Here is a 16,430-nt window from a genome sequence, read left to right on the forward strand (position 1 = left end):
ACTTTCTTCTAAGCTTGTTAGCGATATCACAAAAAGGAGATGGACACCCATGAAACAAACCGTGGCTGCATATATAGCGAAGACCCTTGAACAGGCAGGCGTGAAACGTATCTGGGGCGTGACCGGCGATTCCCTGAACGGACTGAGCGATAGCCTCAACAAGATGAAAACCATTGAATGGATGCCGACCCGTCATGAAGAGGTCGCCGCCTTTGCCGCCGGTGCCGAAGCACAGCTCACAGGTGAACTGGCCGTTTGCGCCGGATCCTGCGGGCCGGGTAACCTGCATCTGATCAACGGTCTGTTCGACTGCCACCGCAATCATGTGCCGGTGCTGGCGATTGCCGCCCACATTCCCTCATCCGAAATCGGCAGCGGCTATTTTCAGGAGACGCATCCGCAGGAGCTGTTCCGTGAATGCAGCCACTATTGCGAGCTGGTTTCATCCCCGGAGCAGATCCCGCAGGTCCTGGCGATAGCCATGCGCAAGGCGGTGCTGAACCGCGGCGTTTCCGTGGTCGTCATCCCGGGCGATGTGGCCCTCAAGGCTGCGCCTGAAGGGGCCAGCACGCACTGGTACCACGCGCCGCAGCCGGTCGTTACGCCTGCCGAAGAGGAGCTGAAAAAGCTGGCTCAGCTGCTGCGTTACTCCAGCAATATCGCCCTGATGTGCGGCAGCGGCTGCGCTGGTGCGCACAAGGAGCTACTTGAATTTGCCGGCAAGCTGAAAGCCCCCATTGTTCATGCCCTGCGCGGCAAAGAGCACGTCGAGTACGACAATCCCTATGACGTGGGCATGACCGGGCTGATCGGTTTTTCGTCCGGTTTCCACACCATGATGAACGCCGACACGCTGATTTTGCTCGGTACCCAGTTCCCGTATCGTCCGTTCTATCCGGCGGATGCGAAAATCATTCAGATTGATATCAACCCGGCCAGTATCGGCGCGCACAGCAAGGTCGATATGGCGCTGGTGGGCGACATCAAATCCACCCTTACCGCACTGCTGCCGCTGCTGGAAGAAAAAACGGACCGCAAGTTCCTCGATAAAGCGTTGAGCGATTATCGCGATGCCCGCAAGGGGCTGGACGACCTTGCCAAACCGAGCGACAAAGCGATCCACCCGCAGTACCTGGCCCAGCAGATCAGCCATTTCGCTGACGACGATGCCATCTTTACCTGCGACGTGGGCACGCCAACAGTCTGGGCGGCGCGCTATCTGAAGATGAACGGCAAACGCCGCCTGCTCGGCTCGTTTAACCACGGCTCGATGGCGAACGCCATGCCGCAGGCGCTGGGGGCAAAAGCGACGGCACCGGAGCGCCAGGTGGTGGCGATGTGCGGCGACGGCGGGTTCAGCATGCTGATGGGAGATTTCCTGTCGGTCGTACAAATGAAGTTGCCGCTCAAAATCGTGGTCTTTAACAACAGCGTACTGGGCTTTGTGGCGATGGAGATGAAGGCCGGGGGTTATCTGACGGACGGCACCGAGTTGCACGACACCAACTTCGCGCGCATTGCAGAGGCCTGTGGCATCACCGGTATCCGCGTTGAAAAAGCGTCCGAGGTGGATGAAGCCCTGCAGCGCGCTTTTTCCATCGACGGTCCGGTGCTGGTGGATGTCGTCGTCGCCAAAGAGGAGCTGGCGATCCCGCCGCAGATCAAGCTGGAGCAGGCCAAAGGCTTTAGCCTCTATATGCTGCGCGCAATCATCAGCGGCCGCGGTGACGAAGTGATCGAACTGGCAAAAACCAACTGGCTCAGGTAAAACATCTGGCATCGCCTTTTTAAATATAAGGACATGCCATGATTGATTTACGCAGTGATACCGTAACCCGCCCGAGTCGCGCCATGCTCGAAGAGATGATGGCCGCCCCGGTCGGGGACGACGTCTACGGTGACGATCCGACGGTAAACGAACTGCAGCGCTATGCCGCAGAGCTCAGCGGTAAAGAGACCGCCCTGTTCCTGCCCACCGGAACACAGGCCAACCTGGTCGCGCTGCTCAGCCACTGCGAGCGCGGCGAAGAGTATATCGTCGGCCAGGGCGCACATAACTACCTGTACGAAGCGGGCGGTGCCGCGGTGCTCGGCAGCATTCAGCCGCAGCCAATCGACGCCGCGCCGGACGGCTCGCTCCCGCTCGACAAGGTTGCCGCAAAAATCAAAGCCGACGATATCCATTTCGCCCGCACCAGACTGCTCAGCCTCGAAAACACCCATAACGGCAAAGTCCTGCCGCGCGAGTATCTGAAAGCAGCGTGGGAATTCACCCGCGAGCGCAGGCTCGGGCTGCACGTGGACGGCGCGCGCATCTTCAACGCCGTGGTGGAATACGGCTGCGAGCTGAAAGAGATCGCGCAATACTGCGACTCGTTCACCATCTGCCTCTCGAAAGGGCTGGGCACGCCTGTAGGTTCCCTGCTGGTGGGCAATGCGGACTACATCAAGCGCGCTAACCGCTGGCGCAAAATGACCGGCGGCGGCATGCGTCAGGCGGGCATTCTGGCGGCTGCCGGGCTGTATGCTCTGAAAAACAACGTCACGCGTCTGAAAGACGATCACGACAACGCCGCGTGGATGGCGGCGCAGCTGCGCGAAGTGGGTGCCGACGTGATGCGCCACGACACCAACATGCTGTTCGTTCGCGTGGGCGATGACCACGCCGCTGCGCTTGGCGAATTTATGAAAGCGCGTGGCGTGCTGATCAACGCGTCACCTGTCGTGCGTCTGGTGATGCATCTCGACGTGAGCCGCGAACAGCTGGCGGACGTGGTGAAACACTGGCAGGCCTTTTTACAGCGTTAAGGAGCATCACGTGCCGCAGCGTATTCTGGTGCTTGGCGCCAGCGGATATATCGGTCAGCACCTGACCACGGCGTTAAGTCAGCAGGGACACCAGGTGCTGGCAGCGGCACGCAGCACCGAGCGTCTGCAAAAGCAAAACCTGCCCGGCGTGACCTGTCACAACGTCGATCTCAACTGGCCTGTCGCGCTGCCTGCGCTGCTGGCCGGGGTCGATACGCTTTACTACCTTGTCCACAGCATGGGTGAAGGTGGCGATTTTATCGCCCACGAGCGTCAGGTGGCGATGAACGTCCGCGATGCTCTGCTGCAAGCGCCGGTTAAGCAGGTGATTTTCTTAAGCTCGCTACAGGCACCCGAAAACGAGCAGTCCGATCATCTGCGCGCACGCCAGCTGACGGCTGACACCCTGCGCGGTGCGAATATTCCCGTCACCGAACTGCGCGCCGGCATTATCGTCGGCGCCGGTTCCGCCGCCTTCGAAGTGATGCGCGATATGGTCTACAACCTGCCGGTGCTCACGCCGCCGCGCTGGGTCCGCTCGCGGACCACGCCGATTGCGCTGGAGAATCTTCTGCATTATCTGGTGGCATTGCTGGATCATCCGGCGGAGCAACACCGCGTGCTGGAGGCCGCCGGTCCTGAAGTGCTGAGCTACCAGGAGCAGTTTGAGCATTTCATGCGCGTGAGCGGCCGCCGACGCTGGCTGCTGCCGATTCCCTTCCCGACCCGCTGGATCTCGGTGTGGTTTTTGAATGTGATCACATCAGTGCCCCCGACGACCGCCAAAGCGCTGATCCAGGGGCTGAAACACGATCTGCTGGCAGACGACCGCGCGCTGCGCGTGCTGATCCCGCAGGATTTGATCCGCTTTGACGACGCGGTGCGCAATACCCTGAAAGAAGAAGAGAAGCTGGTGAACTCCAGCGACTGGGGCTACGACGCCCAGGCGTTTGCCCGCTGGCGGCCGGAGTACGGCTATTTCCCGAAACAGGCGGGCTGTACGGTGAAAACCACGGCCAGCCTGGCCGCGCTGTGGGAGGTGGTAAACCAGATCGGCGGCAAAGAGGGCTATTTCTTCGGCAATGTACTCTGGAAAACGCGCGGTGCGATGGATCTGCTGGTGGGCCACCGGCTGGCAAAAGGCCGCCCTGCTCGCCCGTATCTTGAAGTGGGCGATGCGGTCGACAGCTGGAAGGTGATCATCGTCGAACCGGAAAAACAGCTGGCGCTGCTGTTCGGCATGAAGGCCCCCGGTCTGGGCCGGCTTTGCTTTACCCTGAAAGACAAAGGCGACCATCGTGAACTGGACGTCCGCGCCTGGTGGCATCCGCACGGAATGCCCGGTCTGTTCTACTGGTTGTTCATGATCCCTGCGCACCTGTTTATCTTCCGCGGGATGGCAAAGCGGATTGCGCAACGGGCAGAACAAAAGACGGAAAAGATCTAAATAAAACTCTCTTTCTTTCACCTTTCCCATTGCATAGCGCCGTAATTCACGAAAGAATGCGCACGAAATTCTTTTCAACACAGTGGATTGATATGAAGGTACTGGTTACCGGGGCGACCAGCGGCTTAGGCCGAAATGCGGTCGAATTTCTGCGCAACAAGGGCATCAGCGTCAGGGCTACCGGTCGCAACGAAGCGATGGGGAAACTGCTGCAAAAAATGGGCGCCGAGTTCGTCCATGCTGACCTGACGGAGCTGGTCTCCTCTCAGGCCAAAGTGATGCTCGCCGGTATCGATACGCTGTGGCACTGCTCCAGTTTCACCTCCCCGTGGGGTACCCAGGAAGCCTTTGATCTCGCCAACGTGCGGGCAACCCGCCGTCTGGGCGAATGGGCCGTCGCCTGGGGCGTGCGTAACTTTATCCATATCTCGTCCCCGTCACTCTATTTCGATTACCACCACCATCGTGACGTGCAGGAAGATTTCCGTCCGGCCCGCTTTGCGTGTGAGTTTGCCCGCAGCAAGGCAGCCAGCGAAGAGGTGATTGACCTGCTGGCGCAGTCGAACCCGCATACCCGTTTTACGGTACTGCGTCCGCAGAGCCTGTTCGGGCCGCACGACAAAGTGTTTATTCCCCGTCTGGCGCAGATGATGCACCATTACGGCAGCGTGCTGCTGCCACGCGGCGGCGATGCCCTGGTGGATATGACCTATTACGAAAATGCGGTCCACGCCATGTGGCTGGCAAGCCAGACGGACTGCGATAAGCTGGTTTCCGGTCGCGCCTATAACATCACCAATGGCGAACCCTGCACGCTGCGCAGCATTGTGCAGCGCCTGATTGACGAGCTGCAGATCAACTGCCGCATCCGTTCGGTGCCTTATCCGATGCTGGATATGATCGCCCGCAGCATGGAGCGTTTTGGCAGTAAATCAGCTAAAGAGCCTGCGCTAACCCACTATGGGGTATCAAAGCTTAATTTTGATTTCACGCTGGATATTACGCGCGCTGAGAACGAGCTGGGGTATAAGCCGATTGTATCGCTGGATGAAGGGATTGTGCGCACGGCGGCGTGGCTGCGGGATCATGGGAAGTTGCACAGGTAAGCGCCCTGCCCCATGTAGGCCGGGTAAGCGCAGCGCCACCCGGCAAAAAAACAGAGCTCTGCGGCCTGATGCCCTCACCCCGGCCCTCTCCCATCGGGAGAGGAAGGAAAGACTAAAACGGCAACCGAAAGGTTGCCGTTTTGCTTTTACAGAGCCGTCCAGGCATCAGACCATGCCAGACCTGCGCCTGGTTCATAGTATGCCGGGGCGTTATTACACCAGCCGCTGTACGGGAACGGTTTGCACTGGAACAGTTTACCGTGATTGTTCACGATATCGCCTGCCTTGTACTTGCTGTTCGCGCTCCATGCTGCGTAATCGCCGGAAGTGCCCTCATCCTTAGATGGAGCCGCTTCTTTCGCCTTCACGTTCAGCAGGTAGGACGTGGTGCTGCTCAGCTCGCCATCGCTGACGGTCAGCCTCACTTCGTACTGCTGCGCTGTTGCCGCTTCAGGTGCCGTGAAGGTGACAACCGCTTTGTCGTCGCCGGTGACGGTCTGGCCATCCTGGGAACGCCAGGTGTAGGTCAGTTTGTTACCGTCTTCATCGGTAGAGCCTTCAGCACTCAGAGAAACCTGCGCACCCGCTTCAACTGCACCGATTGGACCGGCAATCTGCGCCACTGGCGCATGGTTAACGGCTGCCGGTTCTGCCGGCGTTTCGTCCGGTGTTGGCGTTGGAGTGACCGGGGTTTCATCTTCAGATGGCGTTGGCGTTGGGTTTACCGGTGTTTCATCCGGTTTGGTCGCTGAACCGTCATCATTCACGATGTTCACGTTATAGAATTTCTGTACACACTTGGTGTAGTCGCCGTCTTTAAACGCGCTGAATGGCGTCTGGTAGCCCACCAGCTGGCAAGAGTAGGTTTTGCCGTCAGGCGTATCCGCACTCCATCCCCAGTCCTGTTCCCAGTAGATCTTCAGGGCGCCCGCACCACCTTCGTCGAACTGCTTCATGTTGGCACAGCCAAGTACTTCGTTAGCCGGAACAGGAACTTTCAGGTAGTTAGCAAACTCTTTGTAGTACTTGATACGGTTCTGAGACTGCGCAATTTCAGTCGGGCCACCGCACTCTACGCCGCCGTTGATGATCTGGGTGGTTACGCCGAAGCCAGGGACCAGGCCGTTAGCCTTGTCGCGATCGTTCGGCTGCCAGGTGCCGTCGATAACCTGCAGCATGCTTGGTTTTGGCGGCTGTGGATAGGCGAAGAAGAAGATCGCACTCGCCAGGTTCAGCCAGGTGTCCGCCACCAGCTCGGGTTTTTCCAGCAGAACTTTCACGTCGCCGTACATCGCTTCGGAGAACGGACCGTAGTTATAGTTGTAGGACAGCTGTTTCGCACCGCGACCGAAGTAGCTCAGGAAGTCACCGTCTTTGTCTTTACCGCACGGCCAGGTTTGCCCCTGCCACACGTCGGTATTACATTCGCCGTTATAGCCGCCCTTCTGGCCTTCGCTCCAGCCCATTTCGCGCACGTAGACCAGCGCCTGACGCCATTCGGCTTCCGGACGCCAGCTTTCGTGACCGCCGGTTTCCTGCGCAAAGTGGGCAAACATGGTTGCCAGCTCTTTACGGCAGATGGCGTCGCTGTCGCGGCCGTCTTTGTAGGTGTCGCACAGCGCCGGGAATTTACCCACCGCTTTCAGGAAGTTGCTGTAGCTGTAATCCTTTGCACGCAGTGGGAACAGGTATTCCCAGTCGCTCTCTTTCAGGATCCCTTCAACGCGTTTTACGTTAACCGGGTTTGACGCACGGCCTGGCTCAATCTGCTCAACTGAAGCGTTGTCCAGCGTACGGATGGTATCCTTCACGGACTGCATCAGAGGGAAGTCAGTGAGTTCTTTCTCCTTTTTCGCCAGATCGCTGGCTTTCATGGTGTAAGGCTCGCTGCTCTCTGCCTTCAACATGGTGGCCTGAGCCATAACAGGTGCAATGCAAGCACCCGCAATCAACACGCTCAGTAATGTCCTTTTATTCATTTCGGTTATTCCTGTTAATTCGATGGTTTAAAATAAAATCCCAGCTTATTTATTAATCCGTTAATAAATAAACTCCAGACAGCTGCTTTTCACTTTCTGAAGCATACTTAACGGTACGCTTCAAAAAAGAAAAAACTCACCAGTCATTTCTTTCGCGTGCAACAGATTTTAATTGCTGATACTTCGCCCAGACTTTATGGGCATACACCATGCGCTTTGGATAATTTTCTTTTTTAATCCCGGCGTTATAAGCACCGACGGCTTCCCAGTTATATCCGTAGACTTTAATCATGCCTGACAGAATCGATGCGCCCACCATAATAGAAGTACAAGGTTCTGTCATAAGTCTACTTTCGCTGATACCGCGTCGTTCAAGCTCCGAAAAGTGCGAGCTGTTAATTTGCATTAATCCTACGTCAATTGTGCCATCATGATTTTTCCCGACAGCGTAGGGATTCATTCCTGATTCCACATTCGCAATGGCATAAAGTAAATAAGGGTCAACATGATAATAATGCGCCGCCTTATCCCAGCAATTCGCCAATGCGCTTTGGCTTAATATCAATAACAGCAACAGTAATCGCTTCATCATTCACCTGCGGTGGTACGTTTTATTTCTCCTCAAACACGTCCTGTTAAATATTTTAGTTACAGACCACACCCGAAGCGGGGTGTGGTCTGTGATTGTGGGCGGATATCACACCCACAATTTCAGGCTCAGAAGATTATTTGCAGTCAGCTGACGCGCCTTCTTTCACCCATACATCGCTGTTACCTGGTTTATCACCCTGGGTCCACCATTTCGCACGGTACTCGAAGCCCTGGTAGGTCGTCTTGTCGCCGCCGTTGTAGACCGTGTCAGCGCGCCAGTTCATTTTCACCTGGCTGACCAGTTCCCATGCATCTGCACCAAAGCCTGGCTTGTTGCCCTGAGTCCAGTACTTCGCTTTCCAGACCAGGTTATCAGCGCTTACCAGATCGCCATTGTTGTAGACTTTGCTGGATTCCCACGCAGCATATTTGCTGGCGTTGGCATCAACCGGGTTGTCGCAGCTGCCTGTGGCAGTCCCTTCGTCAGATGGATTGGTGCCTTCGTCTGATGGGTTGGTGCCTTCATCGGATGGGTTGGTACCTTCGTCAGCCGGAGGAGTCTCTTCATCAGGCACAACCGGGGTCGCTTTCGGCGTCACGGTAATCTGTACGTTGGACTGTACGCTGGTTTTACCGTCGCTCACCACCACGCTCAGGGTATAGCTTGAGTCAGTGGTAACCTCTGGTGCAGTGATCTGTACGCTTGAGGTATTGGTACCGGTGGCGTGCATATCGGATGGAATGCTCCAGGTATAGGTCAGCGCATCACCGTCTGGATCCGCAGCCTGCACGTTCAGCGCATAAGACTGGCCAGCTTCCAGGGTCACGGCCTGCATCTGGTTCACAACCGGTGCCTGGTTAGCCTTAGGTGCTTTGTTCAGAACCTGCACGTCAGCGGTGCTGCTCAGCCCTTTCGCATCGGTCACGGTCAGACGGAATGCCAGCGTCTGATTGCTGGTGACAGCGCCAACGGAGAAGGTCGCTTTCGCTTTGGTGCTGTTGGTCAGCGTGACGGATGGGCCAGAGATCTGGGTCCATTTGTAGGTGATTGCATCGCCATCAGGATCGGTAGACGCTGAACCGTCCAGGGTAACGCTTGCCGGACCGGTCACGGACTGATCCACTGCAGCAGCAACTGGCGCGTGGTTGGTCACAACCGGATCAACCGGCGTTGAGCTACCCAGCAGGCTTTCGTTCATCGCGTTCAGGATATCGCCGTTATCGGAATCGATAGACCAGGAGAACAGACCTCCCAGGTTTTTCGCCAGCACGTACTTACCTTTCGCGGTGGTAGAACGGGCATCTTCATAGGAGATCAGGTCGCCGGTGGATTTGTTAAATACGTACGGTGCTTCCGCATCCGCATCATAGCCGTATTCCCAGCCTGGCTTGCCTTTGTACTCGTTCACAATTTGACGATAGTCAACCACGCCTGGTTCCCAGGTCCCTTTCACTGCGCCAGTCGCGGTGCCGGTGAACGGGTTGTTGCCGGTGTAGCCGTGAACGCCTGTCCAGCCGCGGCCATACATGCCCGCACCGACAACGATTTTGCCTGGCTGTACGCCCTGCTCCAGCAGCGCGTCAACGCCGTTAGAGGTGGTGTAGTTGGTATCCGGACGCCACGCTGGTGCGTGCAGTGCCGCCTGGTGACCCAGTTCGGTGTTGCTCCATGAGCCGTAGAAGTCATAGCTCATCAGGAAGATATGGTCGAGGTACTGCTGCGCCGTGGTGTAATCCACGTCTTCAATCTTATCTTTACCGGAACCAATTGCGGTAGTCAGCTCATAGGTACGACCGGTTTGTGTTGACAGTTCGTTCAGCATGGCACGCAGATCGTGCATCAGTACGGTATAGGTCGCTTTGTCCAGCTGTGCGTTGCCCAGCGCTTCGTTCACACCGCCGCCGCCAGGGAATTCCCAGTCGATATCCACGCCGTCGAAGAATTTCCAGGTTGTCAGGAAGTCTTTCACTGAGGAGACAAAGCGCGCACGGATAGCCGGATCGTTCATTTTGAAGAACGGATCGGACATGGTCCAGCCGCCGATAGATGGCAGCACTTTCAGGTCTGGATGCGCTTTTTTCAGCGCCATCAGCTGGCCGAAGTTACCTTTGTACGGGTCGTCCCAGTTAGAGACGCCGGACTGCGGTTTCTGCAGCGCCGCCCACGGGTCGTGGATCGCCACGGTGAAGTCCTGGCGGCCAGCACACGCGCGCTGAAGCGCGGCGAAGCTGTTACCATTTTCAACGGTTTTCAGACCGTCGTTAATGCCGTCACCGCCACAGATTGGAATGAAGCCATACAGGATATGGTTCAGGTTAGAGGCAGGGATTTTATCAACCGGGAAGTTACGGCCATATACGCCCCACTCCGGGAAGTATGCGCCGACCACTTTATCGGTGTGCTTCGCGAAGGTTTTGTTGTTCTCCTGCATCGCACCGTTGAGCGGCAGCAGGTGGCTACCGTCGGTATCCGCAACGATAACCAGCTTGCTTGCACTTTTGGAGCAACCGCTGGTGTTACAGAGTTCAACCTGTTCCTGATAGCGGCCACCTTTTTTTACCTTGAAGGTCGCGGAGCCGGACGCACCGGCAGCGCCTGACCACACGGTCTGACCGTCGAGCAGAACTTTACCGGAGGTTGGCGCATCGCCGCTCCAGACGTTCCACTCAACCTTCACGTCCACACCATCGTTGTGTACTTTAACGAGCGTGCCGTAATCCTGTGCGGCCTGGTCTACTTCAACGAGGGCAAACTTATCATTACCACTGCTAATTGAAGGCGTACCTGGCGCTGCGGCGAATGCGGAGCCGGAGACAGCCGCAACAAAAAGGGCCAGATATTTAGGCTTCATAAATTTCATTATTAATTCCTGATAACATTATTTGTGAAAATTAAAATAACCATGTATTCCATATAACATGGGCGAGTCGTGAATAAGTCAGTTCAATAAAACTGCGGATAATACTTAATTATGAAAAACATGTAGTACGCTAAAATATCCTCCATAAAAAGACATGAGCGATAATCCTTACAGCTTATGTTTCTTACAATACGCCGGGAATTAAATTAAATCCTTCCATTCCCTTATCGAAAAAATTTCAAAAAAAACTTGACCGCGCAAATCAGAATGTGAATTGCAGCGTCTGGAGAATAAAAATAGTCAATCCAGCCAGTGACAACATCGGACCAAACGGAATAACGCTATTTTCTTTAACAGCTTTATAAAAAAGAAAATACAATGCGATACCGCTCAATGCAGCTGCCAGCAATAATGAAGGCAATGCCTGCCAGCCGCACCACGCCCCCAACGCAGCCAGCAGTTTGAAATCACCGTAGCCCAATCCCTCACGACCGGTGGTCAGGCGAAATGCCCAGTAGATCAGCCACAGCGACAGGTAACCCGCCGTCGCGCCGTACAGCGCATCCGACAGCGGTAAGGTCTGAAAAAGCGCATGATTTAACAGCCCTGCCCACAGCAGCGGCTGCGTCAGACAATCCGGCAGCAGCAGGTGTTTCGCGTCTATCGCCGCCAGCGGCAACAGCCCACACCAGAGAACCCACAGCGAAATCAGCGCGGCCGCAGACGGGGCATACGCCGCCGTCAGGGCAAAAAACAGGGCACTGGAAAGCTCAAGTAACAGCAGGCGCAGCGGGATCGCGGTCTGACAGCAACGGCAGCGCCCGCGCAGGCAGCACCAGCTCAGAACAGGAATATTTTCCCACCAGGAGAGCGGATGGGAACACGCCGGGCAGTGGGATGCCGGAAACAGCAGGTTCCCGGCCCCCACCTCTTCTTTGATGAGCGGAGGTATGCGTTCGACCACCACGCCAAGAAAGCTGCCGAGAATGCCGCCAAGCGCACCGCTCAGGAGGCACAGGGCAGGCATCTGGCTGCCCTGAAGCAGCGTCAATGAGTTCATGCCGCTTTCGCCCACGAGAGTTTAATCTGCGCCTTAACGTCGCTGAGATGATCCACCGGGGTAAGATCCATTTTTTCCAGACGCACACCGGAGGTTAAATTCACCTCCCTGAGCCAGCCCTTAAGTTCATACACGTTTATCCGGTCGATATTAAACGACATGGATTGACCATCCTGCTGAATATTACTCAGCGCAACATGGATCTCTTTGGCGCTCTCTTCCACCACGCTTCGTGGGTTACTGGTTTTTAATACTTTGGCCTGAAGATGGTTTTTATTAATTTCTTCGCGCATCCAGTTCAGGGTCTGTTTTTGTTTTTGCAGCGTGCTTTGTTCGTTTTTTATAATGCCATCCAGCGGGGTCATCACCCCGTACCAGATAAAGGCGCAACAGAGCGCCGTGCCGCACAGTTTAAACAGATTTCGCTCGCGCGGGCTGTAACGCAAATAACGCGCCTTTAATTGTCCCATTTTCTCTTTCATTTATATTTCCCTGTGATGATAGCGGTATAAGGCGCTTCACTGGAGATCGGCTGCAGCGTAAAGTCGAAGGTATCACTCGCCTTATTAACGAACGCCTGCAACGCCGTGGGATCCATTGAGCTGATGTTCAGCGTGAGCTGATTCTGCGTGTCGTCGTATCCGACTTCGCTCAGCTCGACAGAAGGGAGCGTTTGCTTAATCTGATCCAACGCGTCCAGTTGAAGAAAGAATCCTTTCTTCTCTTTCTTAATGTTCTGCCCGAAGTGGTATTTCAGGTTGGTGGTCTGGCGCAGCGTCGGGAAGTAGTGCTGGGCCAGCTCAACCATCTGCTGCTGGGCCAGGTTTTCCTGGTTGGTCAGCATCCAGGCCATGCCGACGCGGGGGCCAATCAGCAGCCCCAGGCTCAGCACCACCGCGGCGGCGATGGCCGATTTCGCATAGCGGAAACCGACGCTCTCGCCTTTGGCAGAAAAATCACCGTGCAGCAGATTGGCTTTGCAGCTTTTCCACTGCGGCTGGATCAGCACCAGCGGATGCTGCCAGGCCAGCTGCTCATCCACCTGAACGCCCGCTGGCGCATCGCCGTAGCAGACGATGTCACCTGTGCACTGCTGGCTCAGCAGCAGCGGCAGCAGCGCGGCGTCGGTTTCACAGGCGCCAAACGGTGAGTAGCGCATCCAGTAGCCGCTGTCGGTGGAAACCAGCGTGCTCCCGCCCTCGGCAACCGGCAGCAGGATCGCATCCGGCAGCACCTGCACCACCGTCAGCCCGGCATCGGCACAGCGGTTGAGCCAGTGATGGAAGAGGTCGGCATCGATAGCGACGGCGTCGACGTCCCGTCCTTTCTTGTTGAGCACCGTCCAGTGGAGGTTGTCCACGTCGCCAATCAGCGTTTCTTCTGCCAGCCACGAGAATTCAACATTCCCTTTTTTTGGCAACGTGAAATGACGGAAAATCATCTCGCTGGCGGGCAGCAGCAGACATACCCTGGCCGCTAACGCGTGACCGGCGAGTTCCGCCAGTGACGCCAGTCCCTGGCGTTGTTCCACCTGGTCGCTACCGGACTCGCACCACATTATGTTCCCGTCCTCATGCGTGTCGGGACGAATAAAAAGCACCTGTTTCATAGAGTTCGTCTTGTGTTATTCAACCATTCGGTAGCGGCGTTGCCAGGTAATAACCTTCCCGGCTTCATTATCAACATGAAGCTGGCTGACGACGCGCAGCGTTAAATCGTCGGTATTGCCGGTACTGTTGACCCGGAAATAGCGACTGTTCACCGCAAGCAACGCCTGAACCTGCTTGAGGGCGTCTTTGGTCTGCGGATAATTTGTCTCAAGCTCTTTCAGGAACGCCTCCATCGACTCCCAGCCCTCTTCCGGGCGGGAGGCGATAAGCCGGGCGGCCTCGTCCTCACTCAGCGAGCCGATAAACAGCGCGGCCAGCAGCGGCGCCTGTTCCCTGGTCAACGTATTCACGTCCACCTTGCTGGCGCTGTCGGGTAAGGCACACAGCACTTTGCTGACCTTCCCGTAGGCCGCCGCCGGAAACGCGGGCAACAGCTTGAGTTCGCCCGGGGTGCGCATCATCTGATTCGCGGGCTGGCGCGCTGGCTGCACGCCAGCCCAGGCATCCGTCTCCAGCCCCTCTTTTGCCGTCGCGGTATCGCCGTCGAGATAGTCCAGCAGCTGCTGGTAAATCTCTTCAGCGTCACCCGCGGAAATGCCGCTGTCGGCCAGGAGCTGCTCGACGATGCGTTCTTTCACCGGTTTTTCCGGCAGGGCACCTGCGGTCTGTACCGCTGGCGTTTGATCTGCCGCCAGCAGGTTATTGACGTTAAAACAGGTCTGGGCATCCTCAGCCTGGCTCACCACGGTGTAGTTTTCCCCCCTGGTCTCCACCGGCTCCGTCCATTCGCCCTTCGGCGACAGCCCTTTGCTCTCGCCGCTGGCATACGTCTGGAGCCGATCTTCAATCGTTTTTTGCTGGCTCTGAATGGACCAGCGCAGCTGCTGCTGGCTCACCTGATAGCGGGTTTTCTGCAGATTGCGGCAGAACTGCTGGCTGATGTTGGCGGCCAGGGCCGACATCATGACCAGCAAAATTAGCACCACCAGCAGCGCGACACCGCGCTGTTTTTGTACCGATTTTCCGCTCATTTATTCTCTCCTGACGGGGCGGGAACCGGCTGCGGTTGCGCAGGCGTCGCCGCATCGGTCGGCGCCGCTGGCGCGTCCGGCAGATCCCCCGGTGTGGTGAACACCCAGCGCCAGGTATCGCCGTTCTCCATGGTCAGCAGCAGCTCCACGCCGTCCGGCTGGTGCGCCGTATCGGTCCATTTGCTCTGCCAGCCTGCTTTCCAGAAACGCCACGACATCTCTTTAATATCGCTGAGGATCGGCACCTCTTCCGGTTTCGCGTCAGCAGGACCGTCGATGACTGGCCAGATGTCCCGCCACAGCGTTTTATCTTTTAACCGCCAGCGCACGCGCTCCAGCTGAACCTGACCGCTCACGCCGTTCAGCGTGGTCAGTTCCAGGCCATCATCACCCAGGGCAAATACGTCAGGCTCGTTGCGCGGGGCACGCGCCTGAAGCTGGAAGAAATCCCGCTCCAGCAGGTTATAGGCGCGCTGAAGCTGATTTAACCGGGTGGCAGCCACGTCGGTGGCATTAGACGTGCGCATCGCCCCGTCAAGGATTTGCCAGGCGAGCAAGCTGATGACCGCAAAGATGGTCAGCGCAATCATGATCTCCAGCAGCGTAAAGCCCTGCTGACGCTGAGTGTGCTTACTCATTTCGCCTCTCCGGGTTCCATCACCTGCAGAGTAATCACCGGCTTATCTTCATCGCCCTCGGCGTACACCTTCACCTCATCGGCATAGCGATTTTCCGCGGTTTTTACCCGCTGCTTGCGCCAGGTCCAGTTTCTGCCGCCCATCGTTTCCGTACCCGTTTGCAGGGTATCCGGAAACGGCGTGTTGCTCAGTTTTGCCTCCGCCAGCTGGTTTTCCGCCACCCAGCTCGCCTGCAGCGAGTCGCCCAGACCATGGGTGAAGCGCACGTTCAGCGAGACGGAGTTCATCAACGCCAGCGCGGCGGTGGAGAAGATGACCAGCGCGACCATCACTTCCAGCAGGGTCATCCCCTGTTCTTTGCGTTTAGTCATCGTTCTCTACCGACACCGGTGATGCGCCCTGCGACACCACGCTAAAGCGCTGCTTTTTGTCGAAACTCTGCAGCTCAAGCCTGAAACGACTGATCTCCCCGTCCGGTAAAAAGACTATCTGCGGCGTCGCGTCCGTTGTGGCAGCAATGCGCTGCGGCGACAGCGAGACGTGCATCTCTTCCGGGAACGCGCCGTGGGTGACAATGCGCCCGGCGGTCAACGGCTCCCAGTGACGCTCGCCGTCTTTTTCGGCCCAGGCGACCAGCTGATATTCAGACGCTGTGACCACCAGTCCGACGATATTGCCGTCCATCACCGCGCGGTCTGAACCATATTCAACGAGGGCTTTTAACTGCTGACCGAAAATATCCGCACCGCTGCGTGAGGGAATAGTCGAAACGACCATCATGGCGCAGCTGGCAAATATCACCAGCGCCAGAATAATTTCCAGCAAAGTAAACCCACGTTGCTTATTCATTACTTCTCTTTTTTATCTAAAGACCAGTTGGTAATATCATCAGCCGTATTAGCTTCGGCATCCGGACCCGCAGAGAAAACATCCACCGCGCCATGTTCACCCGGGCTGACCAGAATATAATCATTGCCCCACGGATCTTCCGGCAGGCGGCGAATATAGCCGTCGTCACGGTAGTTTTTCGGGATCGGCGCGATTTCAGGTTTGGTGACCAGCGCCTGTAAACCCTGTTCGGTGGTGGGATAACGGTGGTTATCCAGCTTGTACATATCCAGCGAACCTTCCAGCGCCACGATATCGCTGGTCGCTTTCTGGCTGTCCGCTTTCTCTTTGTTACCCATTAAATTTGGCACCACCATACTGGCGAGGACGCCAAGAATAACGATGACCACCATTAATTCGAGCAAAGTAAACCCGGCCTGACGCTTCAGGCTATTTCGTTTTAAAGACATA

At 56.6% G+C, this 16,430-nt stretch carries 15 protein-coding genes; 4 read left to right on the plus strand and 11 right to left on the minus strand.

Annotated features, from left to right (window positions below; translation table 11 throughout):
* Positions 1 to 49 precede the first annotated feature (49 nt).
* From poxB to PYW49_RS06110, 4 genes are all read left to right on the plus strand, one after another.
* Complete coding sequence (poxB, locus tag PYW49_RS06095; RefSeq protein ID WP_320385968.1) at positions 50 to 1,768, plus strand: ubiquinone-dependent pyruvate dehydrogenase; 1,719 nt, start codon at positions 50 to 52, stop codon at positions 1,766 to 1,768.
* Between the two features lie 38 nt (positions 1,769 to 1,806).
* Positions 1,807 to 2,808 carry a low-specificity L-threonine aldolase gene (gene ltaE / locus PYW49_RS06100; RefSeq protein ID WP_320385969.1) on the plus strand — a complete coding sequence of 334 codons (1,002 nt, stop codon included), beginning with the start codon at positions 1,807 to 1,809 and terminating at the stop codon, positions 2,806 to 2,808.
* Between the two features lie 10 nt (positions 2,809 to 2,818).
* Positions 2,819 to 4,255: an SDR family oxidoreductase gene (locus PYW49_RS06105; protein WP_320385970.1), complete on the plus strand. Its 1,437-nt coding sequence runs from the start codon at positions 2,819 to 2,821 to the stop codon at positions 4,253 to 4,255.
* A 92-nt stretch (positions 4,256 to 4,347) separates the two neighbouring features.
* Positions 4,348 to 5,361 (plus strand): NAD-dependent epimerase/dehydratase family protein, encoded by a 1,014-nt coding sequence (locus PYW49_RS06110; RefSeq protein ID WP_320385971.1) that lies wholly within the window; start codon positions 4,348 to 4,350, stop codon positions 5,359 to 5,361.
* 146 nt (positions 5,362 to 5,507) lie between these two features.
* Here PYW49_RS06110 and PYW49_RS06115 read toward each other — a convergent pair whose 3' ends face one another.
* The 11 genes from PYW49_RS06115 to gspG form a co-directional block, all read right to left on the minus strand.
* Positions 5,508 to 7,340, minus strand: coding sequence for a glycoside hydrolase family 19 protein (locus tag PYW49_RS06115; protein WP_320385972.1), 1,833 nt, complete (start codon positions 7,338 to 7,340; stop codon positions 5,508 to 5,510).
* Positions 7,341 to 7,476: 136 nt separating this feature from the next.
* A complete protein-coding gene (gene iagB / locus PYW49_RS06120) occupies positions 7,477 to 7,929 on the minus strand; it encodes a type III secretion system invasion protein IagB (protein ID WP_320385973.1) in 453 nt (150 codons plus the stop codon).
* A 136-nt stretch (positions 7,930 to 8,065) separates the two neighbouring features.
* Complete coding sequence (locus tag PYW49_RS06125) at positions 8,066 to 10,792, minus strand: glycosyl hydrolase family 18 protein (RefSeq protein WP_320385974.1); 2,727 nt, start codon at positions 10,790 to 10,792, stop codon at positions 8,066 to 8,068.
* Positions 10,793 to 11,054: 262 nt separating this feature from the next.
* The gene (locus PYW49_RS06130) at positions 11,055 to 11,852 is read right to left on the minus strand and encodes a prepilin peptidase (RefSeq protein WP_320385975.1); all 798 of its coding nucleotides are present in this window, start codon (positions 11,850 to 11,852) and stop codon (positions 11,055 to 11,057) included.
* Entirely contained in the window at positions 11,849 to 12,334 is a 486-nt protein-coding gene (locus PYW49_RS06135; RefSeq protein WP_134349269.1) for a type II secretion system protein M, read from the minus strand. Before PYW49_RS06135 ends, PYW49_RS06130 begins: the two co-directional genes overlap by 4 nt.
* Complete coding sequence (gspL, locus tag PYW49_RS06140) at positions 12,331 to 13,461, minus strand: type II secretion system protein GspL (protein WP_320385976.1); 1,131 nt, start codon at positions 13,459 to 13,461, stop codon at positions 12,331 to 12,333. The genes PYW49_RS06135 and gspL overlap by 4 nt, the downstream gene beginning before the upstream one ends.
* A 15-nt stretch (positions 13,462 to 13,476) precedes the next feature.
* Positions 13,477 to 14,493 (minus strand): type II secretion system minor pseudopilin GspK, encoded by a 1,017-nt coding sequence (gspK, locus tag PYW49_RS06145; protein WP_320385977.1) that lies wholly within the window; start codon positions 14,491 to 14,493, stop codon positions 13,477 to 13,479.
* Positions 14,490 to 15,131, minus strand: a complete 642-nt coding sequence (gene gspJ, locus PYW49_RS06150) for a type II secretion system minor pseudopilin GspJ (RefSeq protein WP_320385978.1) — start codon at positions 15,129 to 15,131, stop codon at positions 14,490 to 14,492. Before gspJ ends, gspK begins: the two co-directional genes overlap by 4 nt.
* Entirely contained in the window at positions 15,128 to 15,502 is a 375-nt protein-coding gene (gspI, locus tag PYW49_RS06155) for a type II secretion system minor pseudopilin GspI (RefSeq protein WP_320385979.1), read from the minus strand. Before gspI ends, gspJ begins: the two co-directional genes overlap by 4 nt.
* Positions 15,495 to 15,980 carry a type II secretion system minor pseudopilin GspH gene (gene gspH / locus PYW49_RS06160; protein ID WP_320385980.1) on the minus strand — a complete coding sequence of 162 codons (486 nt, stop codon included), beginning with the start codon at positions 15,978 to 15,980 and terminating at the stop codon, positions 15,495 to 15,497. Before gspH ends, gspI begins: the two co-directional genes overlap by 8 nt.
* Positions 15,980 to 16,429, minus strand: coding sequence for a type II secretion system major pseudopilin GspG (gene gspG / locus PYW49_RS06165; protein WP_042716894.1), 450 nt, complete (start codon positions 16,427 to 16,429; stop codon positions 15,980 to 15,982). The genes gspH and gspG overlap by 1 nt, the downstream gene beginning before the upstream one ends.
* Between the last annotated feature and the right edge of the window lies 1 nt (position 16,430).

The sequence above is a fragment of the Enterobacter chinensis genome, assembly GCF_034008295.1.
Taxonomy (GTDB): Bacteria; Pseudomonadota; Gammaproteobacteria; order Enterobacterales; family Enterobacteriaceae; genus Enterobacter; species Enterobacter chinensis.